Genomic DNA, 16,522 nt, shown 5'->3' with positions numbered 1-16,522 from the left:
TTAAGCGTAGAGTTTTTCCAAACGTGCGTGCGCGCGTTCAATCGCTGCTTCCACTTGTGCTGGCGCAGTGCCGCCAATGTGGTTGCGGGCATTTACAGAGGCTTCAAGCGTCAACGCTTTTTCAAAGACATCGGCTTGAATCAGGTCAGAGAACTGCTGCAGCTGTTCCAGCGTCAGTTCAGATAAATCTTTAGATTCTTGCACGCCAAGCGCAACAGCTTTACCGACAATCTCATGCGCATCACGGAATGCCACGCCATTTTTTACCAGATAGTCTGCAAGGTCAGTTGCTGTTGAGAAGCCGCGCAGCGCTGCTTCACGCATGATTTCAATGTTTGGAACCAATGCTGGAATCATGTCTGCAAAAGCCATCAATGAACCGCGCACGGTATCGATTGCATCAAACAGCGGCTCTTTGTCTTCTTGGTTGTCTTTGTTATAAGCCAATGGCTGGCCTTTCATCAATGTCAGCAAGCTCATCAAGTCGCCATATACACGGCCTGTTTTACCGCGAATCAACTCAGGAACATCCGGGTTTTTCTTTTGCGGCATAATTGAAGAGCCAGTGCAGAAACGGTCAGGAATATTCACAAATTTAAATTGTGCAGAAGTCCATAGAATCATTTCTTCTGACATGCGCGACAAGTGCATCATAATGAGAGATGCTGCAGCATTGAATTCGATGCCGAAATCGCGGTCAGAAACTGCATCCAGTGAGTTTTCAGCAACAGCTTCAAAACCGAGCAGCTCTGCAGTATATGCACGGTCAATCGGGTAGGTTGTGCCCGCTAAAGCGGCTGAACCTAAAGGCATGCGGTTTGTACGCTTGCGGCAGTCAATCAGGCGTTCAGAATCACGCACCAGCATTTCAAACCAGGCCATTAAATGGTGGCCAAAAGTCACAGGCTGTGCAGTCTGCAGGTGTGTGAAGCCCGGCATAATGGTATTGGTGTTTTTCGCGGCTAAGCCCAAGATGCCTTTTTGCAATTTTTGCAATAACGCTAAAATTGCATCAATTTCATCACGTACATAAAGACGGATGTCTGTAGCCACTTGGTCATTGCGGCTGCGTCCAGTGTGCAATTTTTTGCCTGCAATGCCAATGCGCTGAGTCAGGCGAGACTCAATATTCATATGCACATCTTCTAAATCGATGCGCCATTCAAAATTGCCCGCTTCAATTTCAGCTTTAATTGTATTTAAGCCGTTAACGATGTCATCACGTTCCTGCTCGGTTAAAACGCCCACTTTAGCAAGCATGGTTGCATGCGCAATTGAACCTGCAATATCTTGTTTATAAAAGCGTTGGTCAAATTGCACAGATGCTGTAAATTCAGCAACAAAGGCGTCAGTTGCTTCAGAGAAACGGCCGCCCCACATACCCGAAGTTTGGGCTTGTGACGGATTTGAGGAATTAGATGATGTGGTCATGTCGGCTCAATAGGATAAAAAGCAGTAGAACTGGACAAGAGTATAGCAAATTCGGACCCAGTTGCCGAAGTGCAAGTTCATCAATCTTTTTTACAGTGAGGACAAATGGGCGTTTCGTTGATTTTCAGCAGGTTTGACCGCTGGCAATATCTGTCCGAATTGTTTATAGCGGGCAACATTTTGGCGCTGGTGCTGGCTTTGGCGCAAGCGCAGTCATGGTCAAATTTAAGTTTTGGCAGCTTAATGCAATTTATTTTATTCATCAATTGGGTGCTGCTGTCTTTTGCTGCCATTGTGGAATATTTTGACCAGCGCCTATCACCTTTAAATTTGAAATTCACCCTGCTGCTGGGCTTTCTGCTGCTGCAGGTGATTGTGCTGTTTACAACGCTGAGCATGAATGTCCTGCTGTATTTTGGGCAACAGCTCAGTTTTTCTGGCTTAACTGCCCATGAGGTATTTCATCATTCGGGCATGAATCTCAGCTTTGGCGTTTTATTGGGCGCATTTTGCTTCCGCTATTTATATATGCGCGAACAATGGAACCTGCAGCAGACCAGTGAACTGAATGCGCGGATTCAAGCCATGCAGGCACGCATTCATCCGCATTTTTTATTTAACAGCCTAAATAGCGCGATCAGTTTAATCAGTATTGATCCTCATAAAGCCGAAGAGATGCTGCTGAATTTATCGCGCCTGTTTCGCGCCAGTTTTCAGGAATTGAAATTGGTGAGCCTGCAGGAAGAAATTGAACTGAGCAAACGTTATCTGGCCATTGAGCAGATTCGGCTGGGGGAGCGCCTGCAGGTGGAATGGAAATTGGTCAATCCGGAATTGTACTCGCGCGTACAAATTCCGCTGCTAACTTTACAACCCTTGGTGGAAAATAGTATTTTTCATGGAGTTGAAAAAATTCTAACAAAGAGTACGATAAGCATATTGATTGAAATATTGCAAAATCAAGTCAATATAGTCATTACTAACCCTTACAATCAGGATAAAATAACATTACGTCAAGGACATGGTATTGCAGTTGAAAATGTGCAGCAGCGGCTGAAAGCGTATTATGGCTCATCTGCGTCATTTCAAAGCTTTGCAGGAGAGGGAATGTTTACCACTGTAGTGCAATATCGATATAAGTAAAAAACAGCACAGTGATCCTATAAAAAAAATGATGGTTACTGCGTTAAGGAGGAGAAATGGACATCCTGATTTGTGATGATGAGCCTCTAGCATTAGAGCGGTTGTCACGCTTAGTTACTCAATTGGGGCACTATGTGGCGGGAACAGCGGCGCATGGGCAGCAGGCACTTGAGCTGGCTAAAAGTCTTGAACCAGATGTCGTATTATTAGATATTCAAATGCCGGAAATGGACGGTTTGGTTTGCGCTCAGTATTTACGTCAGCTTGAGCCAATGCCCGCGATTATATTTTGTACCGCTTATGATCATCATGCATTGGATGCATTTAAATCAAACGCAGAAGGATATTTGCTCAAACCCGTGATGCAGCAGGAACTGCAGCAGGTTTTAGATCATTTAACAAAATTAACCCAAGCTCAAATGAGCAGCATAAAACAAAAAGAAATTATGGAAGAACTTAAAATCAGCCGCCATCAAATCGCGGCCAAGACCTATCGCGGCGTAGAATTGGTGCCTCTGGAAAATGTCTATTATTTTCTGGCGGATCAAAAATACGTGACTGTGCGCCATAAAAATGGCAGTGTTTTAATTGATGAGACGCTAAAGGATTTAGAAACAGAGTTTGGCGATCAGTTTATCCGCATTCACCGCAATGCGCTGGTTTCAGTGCATTATCTGGATGGGCTGGAAGTGGTCAGCTCTGGCCAGTACCAAGTCCGCTGCCGTGAATTGGAAGAACGCTTGGCGGTCAGCCGCAGGCATTTGCCAAATTTGCGTGAACGGATTCACAAGCTGTAAAGCCGCCTGCAGCAGAATAAGCGTTGTCATCTTTAGTAAATTTACTTGCATTTTCATATGAGCAAGATAAGTTTAGAATAATGTTTATTCTTACAGCTGTTTAAAATTTATGAAGACCCTGAAAATTGCAACTCGTCAAAGCCCTCTTGCATTATGGCAGGCAGAGCATATTAAAGCCCGTTTAGAAGCGCTGCATGCAGGCTTGACGGTGGAGTTGGTGACATTTGTCACTCAGGGCGACAAAATTTTGGATACGCCGTTGGCTAAAATTGGCGGCAAGGGCCTATTTGTGAAAGAGCTGGAAGCGGCTTTGCTGGATGGCCGTGCCGATTTGGCCGTGCATTCCATGAAAGATGTGCCGATGGCTTTGCCTGAAGGACTCACTTTAGCGGTAATCTGCGAACGCGAAGATCCTTTGGATGCTTTTGTATCAAATACCTATGCGCATTTTGATGATCTGCCTCAAGGCGCCAAAGTGGGCACCTCCAGCCTGCGCCGTAAATGCCAAATTTTAAAACAGCGTCCGGATCTAGAGATCATTGATCTGCGCGGCAATGTCGGCACGCGTTTATCTAAGCTCGATGCGGGCAATTATGATGCGATTATTTTAGCCAGCGCAGGCCTTAAACGTTTAGGCTTGGCAGAGCGTATCCGCCATACTTTGGCGCCAGAAGCAAGCTTGCCTGCAGTTGGTCAGGGCGCTTTAGGTCTAGAATGCCGTGAAGCAGATCAGGCTGTTTTAGAGCTGATTATGCCGCTGATGCATGCCGAGACTAATTTCTGTGTGCGTGCAGAGCGCGCGTTCAATGCTTATTTGGAAGGCGGCTGCCAAGTGCCGATCGCAGGTTATGCAACTCTACAGCAGGGCCAAATTTATTTGGAAGGCCGTGTGGGGAGTGTTGATGGCGCAACTTTGCTGCAAGCGGTGCAAACCGGCGCAGCTGCGGACGCAGAGCAACTCGGGGTTGCGCTAGCAAAAGACCTGCTTGCGCAAGGTGCGGGCGAGCTGCTGAAAGCGCTGTATTAAGTTTTATGCTTTTTCTGAATACCAGACCAGCTGATCGGGCAATTCCACTGACTGAATTTCTGCAGGCGCAGGATATTGAAGTTTTGGATTTGCCTTTGCTGGAATTGGCGCCTATGCCGTGGTCGGATCATCTAGCGCATTTATATGCAGCTTTGCCCTCGGCGCATGTGGTTGTGGCCGTGAGCCCTTCGGCTGTGCAATATGGCATGCAGGGGCTGGCGCAGGCAGGACTGTCTCTGGAACATCTCTCACATCTCACTTGGATTGCTGTGGGGGAAGCTACAGCAAAAGCGTTGCTCCAGTATGGCATTCACAGCCAAGTGCCTGAAGTGGAAACTTCCGAAGGCATGCTGAATTTGCCTGTGCTGCAGCAGCTGCCTGAATCGTCCAGCGTGGCTTTTTGGCGCGGTGAAGGCGGGCGTCAGTTTATGATGGATTCCTTGCAGGCCAAGGGTGTCAAACTGCTGAACTTCATCCTGTATCAGCGGCAATGTCCTGAACAAGCACCTAAAATAATTGAAAAAAATATTTCACGCCTGCAATTGCAGCAGCGCTATTGTATGCTCGTCAGCAGCGAGGCCAGCTGGCTTAACTGGCGCAAGCTGATGGCTGAGCATATTGATCTGCTGAACCGTGCGCATTTTCTGGTTTTGGGTGAGCGTTTATGTCAGCTGTTGGCGCAGGACAGACTCAGGCATCATTTTACTTTTTCGATCTCGCAGCTGCCCGATTTGCGAAAAGAATCTATTTTAGAACACATTGCGCTGGTGCAAGGAAATTCATGAAAAAACTGCTTATTCTTGTCGCTGTTCTGGCTATCCTTTGGATGGTCAAAATTACACTTGATCTGTATCAGCTTAGCGCTGGCCAAGGGGCGATGCAGGTACAGCAAAATGAATTGGAGCAGCGCAATGCCAGCTTGAATGATCAATTGGCCGCCTTAAACCGCCAGCTGGGTAAAGTCCAGCCTGCAGCGCATGATCCTGCCGCAGAAGATGCACAAGAACCGGCATCCGCTGCTTTGCAGCCTGCAGCGCTGATAGAGCAGCAGCTGGACTTGGTGGAATTTGCATTGCAGCAGCGGCAATATGCTGTGGCTTTAGAAAAGCTCAATGAGTTGAATCATAATCTGACGGCTTATCCTTTGGCGCCAGCATTGCAAGCCAGTTTGCATCAGCTGATTGAAAAAGACCGGCAAATGATTCTTCAGCTGGTGAATACAGAAGCGGAACAGCAAAATAAAATGAAGGCGGTATTGGATGTGCTGGACCGCGAAATAGGGCGTGAAATTCAAGCGCAATATCAGCAAACTGAACCGAAAAAAGAAAAATCATTTTGGCAGCGCTGGATTCAGATTGAATCTGTGCAGCAGCCCAATAATGCATTAATGCAGCGCAGCATGATTTTAAAAGAAACGCAGCTGCGTTTGTTGTTGGCGCAGCAGCTGCTGCAAAAAGGTCAATATATTGCGTTCCAGCAAGAAATCACCCTCGCTATTCAAACGCTAAAACAGCTGCCTGATGCAAAGTCAAAACAATATATTCAGCGCTTAAATGAATTGCAGAAAATCCCCGCTCATGCTGCGCCAAGCTTAAATACGCGCGCTTTAATTGGGTAAATACAGATGAAACAGATTTTACTCGCTTATTTATTTTTCAGTTTATTGGCCGTTGCCTTAATCAGTGTATTAAGTTTTGGTTATGGCGCAGGCTATGTCTATATTTATTGGCGCGACTGGCAGGTTCAAACCAATATTTGGTTCTTTTTGATTCTATTGGCTGTATTAAGTTTAGCGGGTCAATTGATCTGGCTAGGCTTGAAACGCTATTTAAGCCGTGAGCAGCGCAAGTGTGAAAATGTATTCAGCTTTAATCAATTGCATCCTTATGAACAATTGGCGGTCATTTGGACCCTAAATGCAGCGCAGGATCAGCGTGCATTTATTCAGCAGGCATTTTCTGAATCAGGCTTATTAAAAGGCATAATGGATGCACGGCTATATTGGATGCGCGCGGAATATGATCAAGCGCTGAATGCTTTGAATGATACCAGCCCGATGGCGTTTGAATTGGCAGAAATACAGCGCATTGAAGTGTATTTATCGCAGCAGGATGGGGAAAAAGCTTTAACGCATTTGGAGTTTCTCAATCAGCATGAGCTTTCTCCTTGGCTGCAGAATGTCAGCACAGCCTATGATCAGCGTTTAACGGCGCTTTGGGGGCAGTTCGCCCTGCAATTCCCTTGGATGTATCTGCGCTCGACCAAGTACGGCCATTTAGATGAAAATATGAAGCAGGCGTGGCTGGAGCAGCTGTTAGCGGCGTTTGATCAAGCGGACAGTGATGGGCTGCAGCTGCTAAAAGAGCGTTATGATGCGCTGAATGATCAAATTTTTGAGCGGACGTTTCATATTAAAGTGCTGTGGCTGAAGGTTTTGGCGCGTATGCCGGAAATGAGCGAACAGCATGAACAGCTGGCCGTGCATTTGCTGTCAGTGCAGTTTAGTCAGGAAGTCTTCTATTTGTGGTTCCAGCAGCAGCTGCTGAAACAAAACCCTCATTATGAATTAATCGAAGAGCGTATTAATACTTGGGAAAATCAGTATCCGGCGCTGCCAGTATTCAGCTTTGCAAAATGGCATGTGTACCGCGCGACGGGCCGTGAACATGAAGCGGAATTATTGCTGAAACAATATCCTGATGATGTATTAATGAGTTATTTAAGAATTAAAACGAATCTGTCAGATCAGGAAAATTTGATTCAACAGTTAAATTTAATTTTTGAAAATAACGCAAATTTTGTAGAAATTAAAATATAATGATTGAACTAAACGATTATCCATTGGTTTATGAACAAAATGTTGCATGGGGTGACATGGATGCATTTGGCCATGTAAATAACGTACAATATTACCGCTATATTGAAAGCGCCCGAATTTGCTATTTTGATGAACTGGGTATTTTAGATCAGGATGTTTTGACTGTAGTGGCATCCAGCCAGTGTAAATATTTAAATCCAATATTTTATCCAGATCATTTGAAAATAGGTGTACGTGTTGAAGAGCTGAGAAATAGCGCAGTACGGATGAGTTATTTAATATGGAGCACGCAGCTGCAAAAAGCTGCTGCTATTGGTGAAGCTGTAATAGTTTGCGTAGATAAAGTAAATATGCAGAAAACTGCAATGCCGGAAATTATACGGGAAAAAATAAAACAAATAGAAATGCGGGTACAGCATAAAATTTAATTTAATATAACTGAAAAAATAATTTGTTAAAACTGTAGAAATATTGTTTTAAATCCTTAAATGGATATTGAATGTTTATATTAATATAAATATGATGAGCGAGTTTAAAACACAAAATAAAACAAATTTTTTAGGAGTTAATATCGTGCCAGATATCAGTAATCTTTCCGTTGAAGAACTTAAAAAGCTGCAAGTAGAAGCGGAAGCTTTAATTGCATCTAAAAAAGATCAAGCAATTGAAGATGCTTATAATCAAATTTCTGCAATTGCAGAAAATGTAGGTCTAAGCATTGACCAAATTTTAGAATTTGGCGCAACTAAGCGTAAGAAAACAACGCGTAAATCTGTAGAGCCTCGCTACCGCAGCAAGGCAAACCCAGAAGATACTTGGACTGGCCGCGGCAAACAGCCTCGCTGGTTAGTTGCTGAGCTGGAAAAAGGCGCTAAATTAGAAAGCTTCCTAATCTAATACGGTGTCATTAGGCTGTCACATTGGCAGTCTAAGTTATGAAAACCAAGCAATACTGCTTGGTTTTTTTATCTCTTTGAATTGGCTGTGCGGAAAAAGTGTGCATAATGTGTCTATAAAAGAAAATAGAGTCATTGGGCAAAAAATTGAAAGATTGGTTGGGGTTGGATGAGCGATAAGCCAAAACAAGTAAAATGGCTGTTATTCGCGGTCATCATATTTTTTATTTTCGTTATGCTGCAGGTGCCGGCGGCATGGCTGATTTCAAAATTTTATAAAAATAATCAAAGCCTGCAAAATGTCAGCGGGAATATTTGGCGCGGGCAAGCGGACTGGAATAAAGGCCAGCTGAAAGGTTCAATCAGCTGGAAAACACGGCCTTTAGATTTGCTGCTGCTGCGCGCAGGTGCAGATGTGGAAATCCATAGCGGCAATACGCAGCTGGAAGGCATTATTGGCTATGGTTTAGGTAAAACTGTAGTGATCAAATCATTTAATGGTCAAATTGCGCCAGAAACGTTAAAAGCAATGGCAGATTGGCAATGGCCAAGCAACGCGATTCAGCTGAAAGATATTTCTCTCAAATATAAGCCGCAGCAAGGCTTCAGCAAAATGGATGGCCAGCTGCAATGGGCTGGCGGCGAATTGCTGTATACCTTTGCTCAGCGTCAAGACCGCATGAATGTCCCTTCACTGGTCGGCAAGCTGACCGATGATCAAGGCAAACTGCAGATTGATGTCCGTGATGCGCGGGAACAGAAAATGATAAATTTGCAGCTCGATGCAGAACTGATGCTGGATGTGCAGCTGACGCAGCGTTTATTAATGAATATCCCGTCTTATGATGGAAAAGCAGGTTTGGACACTTATGTGATCAGCAGCCGTCAGCCCTTGCTGAAAGGCGGTTCATAATGAATGACTGGATAGAAAAGCTGAAACAGTACAATTGGAAATCGACAGACCGTCTGGCGCCAATTGCCCTCACTGTACTGATCATTTGTCTGTGCTGGAAAGTGGCGTCTATGCTTTGGCTGCTGGTTGCGCCGCCTCAGGTGATGCAAATGGACCGCGTCGAATTGGGGTCACAGCAGCCGCAAGTGCCGAATATCAGCTCATTTGCCTTATTTCAGGAAGTTGGACGCGCTTCAAGCGCAGATGAAAATCTGAATATGATGCTGCAAGGGGTCGTGGTTGGCTATCCGAATCAGTTCTCATCGGCTGTGATTAAAGTCAATGAGACTGCGGAACGTTACCGTGTAGGTGAGACAGTAGAAGGCTCTTCCTATACACTGAGCGAAGTGTATTGGGATAAAGTATTTTTGCGCAGCGCAAATGGCGCGGTGCGCGAACTGGCTTTTAAAGGCATTGAAAATGGGCTGAATCAGCCGATTGTTCCCACAGGTGCGCCCTCAGCGCCATCAATGAACAGCTCTGTGCAGCCCAGTGACTCCAGCGGCAATCAAACACAGAATGCCTTAGGGCAAGCCGTGCAGCGCATGCAGGAAAACCGTGATCAGTATATGCAGGAAATGGGTGTGAGCTCTTCTTCTGGCGGCGGTTTTGAGGTCACAGCGCGCACACCGGCTGCATTAAGAAATAAGCTGGGTTTGCAGCCTGGAGACAAGATCGTATCGATGAATGGTCAAAGTGTCGGTGCAGGCTTGACAGAGGTGCAATTATTAGAACAAGCTCGCCGCGAAGGGCAGGTGAAGCTGGAAATAAAACGTGGTGATCAAGTGATGACCGTACAACAGGATTTCAAGTGATGAGTCATCACCTAGCAGGTTAGGAAGCATAAGAGTTCATGGCTTTATTAAATAATAATCGTCCTATATTCGCCGCATATGCCTTAGCGCCGTTGGTTGCAATGGTTAGTACTGCAAGCTATGCGCAAACTTGGAAAATCAATTTGCGGGATGCTGATTTAACCGCGTTTATTAATGAAGTAGCCGATATTACTGGCAAAAATTTTGCTGTTGATCCGCGAGTTCGCGGCAATGTCACCGTCATTTCCAATAAAGCGCTGAATAAAAGCGAAGTTTATGACCTGTTTTTAGGGGTTTTAAATGTCAACGGTGTCGTGGCGATTCCCTCAGGCAATACCATTCGGCTGGTGCCAGACAGCAATGTAAAGAGCTCGGGCATTCCTTATGATGCGCGCAGCCGCGCAACCGGCGATCAAATTGTCACAAGGGTGATTTGGCTGGAAAATACCAATGCCAATGATTTAATTCCAGCATTGCGTCCGCTGATGCCGCAGTTCGCGCATCTGTCCGCCGTGGGCGGCACCAATGCGCTGATTGTCTCAGACCGCGCCAGCAATATTTACCAGCTGGAAACCATCATCCGTAATTTGGATGGTACGGGTCAAAATGATATTGAGGCGGTCAATCTGCAGTCCAGTCAAGCAGAAGAAATGATCAGCCTGCTGGAGTCCATGACCTCTACAGGTGCAGCTAAAGATTTAAAAGGCTCGCGTGTGCGCATTATTGCAGACAATCGAACCAATCGAATTTTAATTAAGGGTGATACCCATACGCGCAAGCGTATCCGTCAAACCATCGAAATGCTGGATGTGCCATCTGCGAATCGTTTAGGCGGTTTAAAAGTGTTTCGCTTAAAGTATGCCAGCGCTAAAAATCTGGCAGAAATTTTACAGGGCTTGGTCACCGGCCAAGCTGTCAGCACGTCTTCAAATAATTCCAATTCATCCAATTCCAATAACAATAATAATGCGATCAGCAATTTGCTGAATGGCTCTAATTCCAATAACTCATCATCATCTGGGACATCTTCCGGCATTAATTTAAATTCAGGTTCGAACAACTCGAATCAAAACAGCATCAGCAGTTTTAGCGGCAACGGCGTCAGCATTATCGCAGACACCACGCAAAACTCGTTGCTGGTCAAAGCGGATCCGCAATTGATGCGCGAAATTGAGGTGGCAATTCAGCAGCTGGATATACGCCGCCAGCAAGTGTTAATTGAAGCGGCAATTATTGAGGTCGAAGGCAGTGATGCAGATCAGCTTGGCGTGCAGTGGGCGCTGGGTGATTTAAGCAGCGGTATTGGCCTGATCAACTTTGATAATATCGGTTCAAGTCTAAAAAGCCTTGCGGCTGGGTTCTTGACAGGCGGCGCAGCGGGTGCGGGTAGTGCGCTGGGTGCTGGTACATCTATTGTATTGGGCGACTATAAAGAAAATGCCGATGGTTCGCGCCAGCTCTACGGCGCCATGATTCAAGCCTTAAAAGAAAAAACCAAATCCAATCTGTTGTCTACGCCGTCTATTCTGACCATGGATAATGAAGAAGCCTATATTGTGGTGGGCGAGAACGTGCCTTTTGTTACAGGTTCGGTTTCGACCAGCTCTTCAGGCACAGCCAATCCCTATACGACTATTGAGCGTAAAGATGTGGGTGTGACCTTGAAGGTAGTGCCGCATATTGGTGAAGGCGGCTCGGTGCGTTTAGAGGTGGAGCAGGAAGTTTCTGATGTTAAGGCCAATAAAGGTCAAGCATCTGATTTGGTGACCAGCAAGCGCGCCATTAAAACTTCCATTTTGGCTGAGCATGGTCAAATTATTGTGCTGGGCGGCTTGATTTCAGACGATACGGCCTATACGCGCCAATCTGTGCCGGGTCTAGGCGCCATTCCTGGGATTGGCCGCTTATTCCGCTCAGACGGCAAATCTAACGTGAAACGCAATTTATTGATCTTTATTCACCCGACCATTGTCGGTGATTCAAAAGATGTGCGTAAACTGTCACAGCAGCGCTACAGCCAGCTGTATAGCCTGCAATTGGCTTTAGATGAAGATGGTAATTTTGCCAAGCTGCCAGAAAATGTAGAAGATATTTATCAGCAGCGTGTGCCGGTATCAAAAACGCCAGCGGATGCTCCTAAGCCTGTTTACCAGTCTGTGCCCTCAGGCGGTGTGCAGCCTCAGCCTGCAGTCACAACGCCAACTGCAATAGAACCGCCGGTGCAGCGCCAAACAGCGCCAGTGCGGTCAGAATCGCAAGCTGCGCCAAAAGCGGAAGCAAATACAGCTGCAGTACCTGCACAAGTTGCGCCAGTTCAGCCTGCAGCTGCGAAAGCGGCTCCTGTAAAGCCTGCTGTTACTGTTAAAGCGTCTGCGCCAGCACCGAAAAAAGCAGCTGCGGCTAAAGCGCCTGCAGCGGTCAAAGCGCAAGCGCTGGCTTTGCCTTCTAAGCCTTATGAAATTATTCGCTTAACGCCAGACAATATTCAGGATTATTTTGGCGCAGCTGCGAGCAGTAAAAAAGCTGCCAGCTGTGATAATGGTTCAGGATATTCAATATGCTATGATAATCAAAAATCGCAATAGGGCTAGCTGCTATGACTTGGAAATTACAAGCAATTACGGGTGAACACACTGGACAGGAAATCAGTATCGATCGAGATATGCTGGTGGGCCGTCATCAGAGTGCAGATATCGTATTGCCGCAGGCTGAAATTTCGCGCAAGCATGCAGCATTTCATTTAAGAGAGCAGGCTTTGTGGGTGCAGGATTTGACCTCTTCAAACGGCACTTTTGTAAATGATGTGCGTGTTGAAAATGAAGCTTTATTGAAAGAAGGCGACATTGTGCAATTTGCCAGTCTTAAATTTTCAGTATTGCAGCCAGCGCAGGCTGCACAATATGCGGAAGAACAAACGTCCGCACCTGCACCACAAGCAGAAGTGGTAGTACAGCCTTCAGAAGCCGTTGCAGTCTCTGAGACAGCTCAGGCAGAAGCGCCAGTGGAAAGCGTTGCACAGCGTATGAATGATCAGGGCATACCTGAGCTGGCGGAGCGTCATGCCGGAATGCAGCTGAGCCGTGACGGCATGCCGCAAAATGTAAGTGTGCCGAAGCCGGCGCCAATTCCGGAAGGTGTGGATGTGCATGCGCCTGCTGCCTGCACGGCAGACCTCAATGAAGTGCCAGCCGATTGCGCTGTGCAGGAAAAAGAAACGCAAAAAAATGCCTCTATTGGTCTCATTAGTCTGATTGTAATTATTGTTTTAGCGGTTATTGCGTGGCTATTGATGAAATAAGCCCTGTACGGACTGCAATGAAGGGCATGCAATCGCATGCCTTTGCCGTTTTAACGCCATTAAAATATGAAAGATAAGTGAAAAAGAGGAATCTATGTCAAATCTGAATCTTGCAGAAAAACAGCTGATATTATTTGATCTGGACGGCACACTGGTGGACTCTGCTGCAGATTTATACCGCGCAATGAACATGAGCTTGAATGCTTTGCAGCTTCCGCTGGTCACTGAAGCGCAGGTGCGGGTTTGGGTGGGTAAAGGCACTTCTATTTTTTGCCATAGTGTATTGCAGCACATTACAGGTGTGGTGGATGCAGCGCAGCATCAGCATTTGCTGGACACATTCTTGAAAATTTATAATGCAGATCCTTGTGTGGATACGCAGCTATTTACAGGGATTCAGGAGTTTTTGGATTGGGGTAGGGCGCAAGGCAAGACGCTGATTTGCGTGACCAATAAACCCGAACTGCCCGCACGTACTATTGTCGATGCGCTCGGTCTGAGCAGCTATTTTGCAGATGTGATTGGCGGAGACCGTTTTGAAGAGCGTAAGCCGCATCCGCGCCAGTTGCTACACTGCGCTGAGCATTATCAGTCAGAAAAAGCGCAAATTTTGATGGTGGGCGACTCATCGAATGATGTTGAGGCTGCGCGCCGTGCGGGTATTGATTGTATTGTGGTCAGCTATGGCTATAATCATGGTGAAAATATCCTGGATTGCCAGCCGCAATGGGTGGTTGATGATCTTCGGGAATTGCTTGCGTAATACAGTGCATTGAAGGAATAAACATGAGCAGCAGAATGGTTTTTCGATGGCGAAACTCAGTCCAGCAATTGAACAGAACTGAATAAAGCCTACAGAAATAGAGAAACCGTATGACCACGCAAAACCAATTCAATGATTTAAAAGCGCAAGGCTATAACTTAATTCCTGTATACCGTCAGCGTTTGGCGGATACCGAAACACCACTGTCAGTCTTTGCTCGCTTAAGAGCGCATAAACAGGCTTATCTATTTGAGTCTGTAGAGGGTGGAGAAAACTGGGCGCGCTATTCCATTATTGGTTTAGGTGAGTCCACTGTATTTTCATGCAATGCAGGTGTGCTGACGGTACAGCATGCAGACGGCAGCGCCAGTCAGCAGCCATGTACAGATCCTTTTCAATATATCCGTGATTTTCAAGCGCAGTACCGCGTGCCGACGCAGCAGGATTTGCCTGCATTGCCGAGCTTCACTGGCGGTTTAGTGGGTTACTTTGGTTATGACGCTGTGCGCTATATCGAACCGCGCTTAAATAACGTGCCTGAAGCTGATCCAGTTGGCTTGCCGGATATCTGGATGATGCTGTCTAAAACAGTGATTGTTTTTGATAACTTAAAGGATACGCTGTTTTTAATTGTGCATGCGGATGTTCAGGATGGTGATGCCTATGCCAAGGCGCAGCAGCAGCTGGATGTACTGGAAGAGCTGCTGGCTACACCCGTGAGCCTGAAAGCGCAGAAGCATACCGCGCCGCATTTTGAATCGCTGACAGGGCATGACGAATTTATTGCATCTATTGCGAAAGTCAAAGAATACATAAAAGCGGGTGATGTGATGCAGGTGGTGCCAGGACACCGCATGGTCTCTGATTTCGATGGAGATCCGCTGCAGGTTTACCGCGCGCTGCGCCATTTGAATCCTTCTCCATACTTATTCCTTGTGCAAGGACAGACTTTAGAGAACGATCAGCCCTTTCATATAGTCGGCTCTTCGCCAGAAATTTTATCGCGTTTGGAAAATGGTGTTGCTACGGTGCGTCCGCTGGCAGGCACACGCCCACGCGGTAAAACCAAAGAAGAAGATTTGGCATTAGAAAAAGACTTGCTGTCTGATGAAAAGGAAATTGCAGAGCATTTAATGCTGATTGATTTGGGCCGAAACGATGTGGGGCGTGTTTCTAAAATCGGTAAAGTTCAAGTGACTGATCAAATGGTGATCGAGCGCTATTCACATGTCATGCATATTGTGTCGAATGTGCAGGGTGAAGTGCGTGATGATGTGGATGCCTTGGATGTTTTTAGAGCAACATTCCCTGCAGGCACGCTTTCTGGGGCGCCAAAAATCCGCGCCATGGAAATTATTGACGAGGTTGAACCTGTAAAACGCGGAATTTTTGGCGGCGCTGTCGGTTATTTAGGCTGGCATGGTGAAATGGATATGTCTATTGCCATCAGAACCTGCGTAATCCGCGAAAATAAAGTCTATGTTCAGGCGGGAGCAGGGGTTGTTTATGACTCAAACCCTGAATCAGAGTGGAATGAAACCCAAATAAAAGCTCGCGCAGTGATCAAAGCGGTTGAATTATCATCAAACGGATTGATTTTATGAGTTTTTGACGGTTTTTTAAAAAAAAACACTTGCAAGGATTCTGAGTTTTGCTAAACTGCACACCGTTCCGATACGAAACGTACGAAACACTAAGAAACGCCGGCATAGCTCAGTTGGTAGAGCAACTGACTTGTAATCAGTAGGTCCACAGTTCGAATCCGTGTGCCGGCACCATCTTAGAAGTTTGAGTCGTTAAAGTAAAGGACAGCACTGAAGTAAGTGTAAAATGGTGAGGTTCCCGAGCGGTCAAAGGGGGCGGACTGTAACTCCGCTACGAAAGTTTCGAAGGTTCGAATCCTTCCCTCACCACCAATTTTAAGACTTCTAGAAGTGGATTGTGCCAACATCGTGCGGGAGTAGCTCAGTTGGTAGAGCGGCAGCCTTCCAAGCTGCATGTCGCGAGTTCGACCCTCGTCTCCCGCTCCATTCTAAGTTCTTATATTTGCTCTTATAGCTCAGTGGTAGAGCACTCCCTTGGTAAGGGAGAGGTCTCGAGTTCAAATCTCGATAAGAGCTCCAGATTACAGTTTAGTAGATTATCTACAAAGTTTTTAAAAAGCAGGCTTATTAGTCTGCTTTTCAAGTATTTGGTGTCTGATTTTTTTACACGATGTGTCGATACTGAGTTGTTTGTAACTGTGTTCGACGTAAACGAGGAAAATAAACATGGCTAAGGCTAAGTTTGAACGTAATAAGCCACACGTAAACGTGGGCACAATCGGTCACGTTGACCATGGTAAAACAACTTTAACAGCTGCAATTGCAACTGTATGTGCAAAACAATTCGGTGGCGAAGCGAAAGATTACGCTGCAATCGACTCTGCACCTGAAGAAAAAGCACGTGGTATTACAATTAATACTTCACACGTAGAATATGACTCAGTTATTCGTCACTACGCACACGTAGACTGCCCGGGCCACGCCGATTATGTTAAAAACATGATTACTGGTGCTGCTCAAATGGACGGCGCGATCCTT

Annotated in this window: 14 protein-coding genes, 4 tRNA genes and 2 pseudogenes; 19 read left to right on the top strand and 1 reads right to left on the bottom strand. The window is 46.1% G+C overall.

What is annotated here, in order from left to right:
* Positions 1 to 1,431, bottom strand: a complete 1,431-nt coding sequence (gene argH, locus B9T34_RS17275; protein ID WP_171265236.1) for an argininosuccinate lyase — start codon at positions 1,429 to 1,431, stop codon at positions 1 to 3.
* Here argH and B9T34_RS17270 point away from each other — a divergent pair.
* The 19 genes and pseudogenes from B9T34_RS17270 to B9T34_RS17180 all read left to right on the top strand — a co-directional run.
* A pseudogene (locus tag B9T34_RS17270) lies at positions 1,422 to 2,574 on the top strand (sensor histidine kinase). The gene argH and the pseudogene B9T34_RS17270 overlap by 10 nt on opposite strands.
* A gap of 56 nt (positions 2,575 to 2,630) precedes the next feature.
* A complete protein-coding gene (locus B9T34_RS17265; RefSeq protein ID WP_086214367.1) occupies positions 2,631 to 3,371 on the top strand; it encodes a LytR/AlgR family response regulator transcription factor in 741 nt (246 codons plus the stop codon).
* Between the two features lie 109 nt (positions 3,372 to 3,480).
* Complete coding sequence (gene hemC, locus B9T34_RS17260; RefSeq protein ID WP_086214366.1) at positions 3,481 to 4,398, top strand: hydroxymethylbilane synthase; 918 nt, start codon at positions 3,481 to 3,483, stop codon at positions 4,396 to 4,398.
* Positions 4,399 to 4,403: 5 nt separating this feature from the next.
* Positions 4,404 to 5,183 (top strand): uroporphyrinogen-III synthase, encoded by a 780-nt coding sequence (locus B9T34_RS17255; RefSeq protein ID WP_086214365.1) that lies wholly within the window; start codon positions 4,404 to 4,406, stop codon positions 5,181 to 5,183.
* Positions 5,180 to 6,016 carry a hypothetical protein gene (locus B9T34_RS17250; RefSeq protein WP_086214364.1) on the top strand — a complete coding sequence of 279 codons (837 nt, stop codon included), beginning with the start codon at positions 5,180 to 5,182 and terminating at the stop codon, positions 6,014 to 6,016. Before B9T34_RS17255 ends, B9T34_RS17250 begins: the two co-directional genes overlap by 4 nt.
* A 6-nt stretch (positions 6,017 to 6,022) precedes the next feature.
* Entirely contained in the window at positions 6,023 to 7,216 is a 1,194-nt protein-coding gene (locus B9T34_RS17245; RefSeq protein WP_086214363.1) for a heme biosynthesis protein HemY, read from the top strand.
* Positions 7,216 to 7,644 carry an acyl-CoA thioesterase gene (locus B9T34_RS17240; protein WP_086214362.1) on the top strand — a complete coding sequence of 143 codons (429 nt, stop codon included), beginning with the start codon at positions 7,216 to 7,218 and terminating at the stop codon, positions 7,642 to 7,644. Before B9T34_RS17245 ends, B9T34_RS17240 begins: the two co-directional genes overlap by 1 nt.
* 142 nt (positions 7,645 to 7,786) lie before the next feature.
* Entirely contained in the window at positions 7,787 to 8,113 is a 327-nt protein-coding gene (locus tag B9T34_RS17235; RefSeq protein WP_086214422.1) for an H-NS family nucleoid-associated regulatory protein, read from the top strand.
* A gap of 168 nt (positions 8,114 to 8,281) precedes the next feature.
* Complete coding sequence (gene gspN / locus B9T34_RS17230; protein WP_086214361.1) at positions 8,282 to 9,025, top strand: type II secretion system protein N; 744 nt, start codon at positions 8,282 to 8,284, stop codon at positions 9,023 to 9,025.
* The gene (locus B9T34_RS17225; RefSeq protein ID WP_086214360.1) at positions 9,025 to 9,879 is read left to right on the top strand and encodes a type II secretion system protein N; all 855 of its coding nucleotides are present in this window, start codon (positions 9,025 to 9,027) and stop codon (positions 9,877 to 9,879) included. The genes gspN and B9T34_RS17225 overlap by 1 nt, the downstream gene beginning before the upstream one ends.
* A gap of 38 nt (positions 9,880 to 9,917) precedes the next feature.
* A pseudogene (gene gspD / locus B9T34_RS17220) lies at positions 9,918 to 12,114 on the top strand (type II secretion system secretin GspD); the annotation flags it as partial.
* A 361-nt stretch (positions 12,115 to 12,475) separates the two neighbouring features.
* A complete protein-coding gene (locus B9T34_RS17215) occupies positions 12,476 to 13,177 on the top strand; it encodes an FHA domain-containing protein (protein WP_086214359.1) in 702 nt (233 codons plus the stop codon).
* A gap of 94 nt (positions 13,178 to 13,271) precedes the next feature.
* Positions 13,272 to 13,940 carry a phosphoglycolate phosphatase gene (locus B9T34_RS17210; protein WP_086214358.1) on the top strand — a complete coding sequence of 223 codons (669 nt, stop codon included), beginning with the start codon at positions 13,272 to 13,274 and terminating at the stop codon, positions 13,938 to 13,940.
* Between the two features lie 110 nt (positions 13,941 to 14,050).
* Positions 14,051 to 15,544 (top strand): anthranilate synthase component I, encoded by a 1,494-nt coding sequence (gene trpE, locus B9T34_RS17205; protein ID WP_086214357.1) that lies wholly within the window; start codon positions 14,051 to 14,053, stop codon positions 15,542 to 15,544.
* A 98-nt stretch (positions 15,545 to 15,642) separates the two neighbouring features.
* Positions 15,643 to 15,718, top strand: a tRNA-Thr gene (locus B9T34_RS17200).
* 54 nt (positions 15,719 to 15,772) lie between these two features.
* Positions 15,773 to 15,856, top strand: a tRNA-Tyr gene (locus tag B9T34_RS17195).
* Positions 15,857 to 15,894: 38 nt separating this feature from the next.
* Positions 15,895 to 15,970, top strand: a tRNA-Gly gene (locus B9T34_RS17190).
* An 18-nt stretch (positions 15,971 to 15,988) separates the two neighbouring features.
* A tRNA-Thr gene (locus B9T34_RS17185) sits at positions 15,989 to 16,063 on the top strand.
* Between the two features lie 147 nt (positions 16,064 to 16,210).
* A partial coding sequence (locus B9T34_RS17180; RefSeq protein WP_228147478.1) for a GTP-binding protein occupies positions 16,211 to 16,522 on the top strand: 312 nt, incomplete at its 3' end.

The sequence above is a fragment of the Acinetobacter sp. ANC 3813 genome (assembly GCF_002135435.1).
Classification (GTDB): domain Bacteria; phylum Pseudomonadota; class Gammaproteobacteria; order Pseudomonadales; family Moraxellaceae; genus Acinetobacter.
This window is presented reverse-complemented; position numbering and strand designations above follow the sequence as displayed.